The organism is Pseudomonas sp. P5_A2_2 (assembly GCF_054177685.1).
In genome coordinates this window covers 1-1303 of record NZ_JBGCUL010001155.1, presented here as the reverse complement: position 1 = coordinate 1303, position 1303 = coordinate 1, and the positions used below count along the sequence as shown (strand labels likewise).

At 53.6% G+C, this 1303-nt stretch carries 2 protein-coding genes and 1 pseudogene; 2 read left to right on the top strand and 1 reads right to left on the bottom strand.

Features of this window, described 5'->3' with window-relative positions; genetic code table 11:
- Window positions 1–339, bottom strand: a pseudogene (locus ACXRVY_RS29660) (twin-arginine translocation pathway signal protein); the annotation flags it as partial.
- Between the two features lie 341 nt (window positions 340–680).
- Here ACXRVY_RS29660 and ACXRVY_RS29655 point away from each other — a divergent pair.
- Together ACXRVY_RS29655 and ACXRVY_RS29650 are read left to right on the top strand one after the other, a co-directional pair.
- Window positions 681–932, top strand: a complete 252-nt coding sequence (locus ACXRVY_RS29655) for a hypothetical protein (protein ID WP_043302427.1) — start codon at window positions 681–683, stop codon at window positions 930–932.
- Between the two features lie 28 nt (window positions 933–960).
- Window positions 961–1185 carry a hypothetical protein gene (locus ACXRVY_RS29650; protein WP_008019294.1) on the top strand — a complete coding sequence of 75 codons (225 nt, stop codon included), beginning with the start codon at window positions 961–963 and terminating at the stop codon, window positions 1183–1185.
- The last annotated feature ends 118 nt before the right edge of the window (window positions 1186–1303 follow it).

Here is a 1303-nt window from a genome sequence, read left to right as displayed (position 1 = left end):
CCGCTGCACGCCCGCCTGAAGGCCGTATGAGGCTGCTGTGGTCGCGTAGTATCCCGTGACTTTTCCGTTCTCAATCAATTCGCCTTCGCCATGCTGTGCGCCGGCGATGAGGCCCGCTTTCAGCACATCAGGGAAAACGAGGATACCCTTGGCTCGCTGCGCTAGGGCGCGCGCTTGCGGCGTTTTGGCATACAAACTCTGTAACGCCGCTTTCGCCTCACGGTCCATTTCCGCGTTAGCAGCCATCGCATCAGAGGCGGAAGTTGATTGACCCATCTGGCAGCCCGCCGTGATCGCGAGTATTGAAATCATTGCCATCATTCGAAGGTATTTGATCATGAGCAATACTCCGTTTCTGTACCTGCCATTGAGGAACCTGCGTGGCGATAGCCGTTGCGGATCAAAGACTGACGGGGTCGATCTTTCCCTTAGACTTTAATCCTAATAAGCAGTTGGTCAAATGCCATGCACATGCATGTGCCTCAGACGAAATCGACAGTCAGCTGTTGGCCGTTCTCTGCCGATCATGGTTACAAAGCGTGCTGGTCAAATCCGATGCAATCGGTGGTCAGAACGAATGCAAATGACTGGTCAGGTCGAATGCAAGCGGGTGRTCAAGTRGAGTGCAATTTCGCAACTGAATATCGGATTAGTGTTGTGGGGACTTGTAAGGGGTGATGATGGGGCTCAACAAACCAGTGCAGGACCTGAAGCGCGATCTGCAGGGTGTCGCCTCTGATCTGAAGTGGTCGGCCGTGGAGTTAGTCCGGATTGCCGAGCGGCTAAGCCACGCAGGTAATGGACCAGACGCTGAGGCGCTTCGAAGGATGATCACAATCTTCCAGCAAGGTGAGAATCGGTTAGATGGCTGGATTAAAGAAATCGGTGCAGGTCAGGTAGTCCGGCCGGCGAAGGCAGACCACTGCCAATGATCGCGGAAGGGATTGGCAGGAGGTTGTCATGGCACTTAACAAACCCAATCAAGAGTTACGCCGCGACTTGAAAGCCGCTGCATATTCCCTCGAAGAAGCTGCCCTGGAAATGTTCAGGCTTGCAAAACAGCGCGGGGATACAGAGCTTCTGGAGGCAATGGAGACGATCGAAAAGCTGCATGAGCAAGCTGATCGGCTGACTGCTTACACAGATGAGGTGAAGGCGGGAAGGATTGTCCGGAAGGCTGAATAGCCATGCGTCTGGCGGGCGTATTCGCGCTAGATCTGAAATACAAGCAATGCCCTGTAAACGGTTACTCAATGAAGAAGAAGCTGACGGACAGTAAAGCAGCAGTGACTGCTGCTGAAAT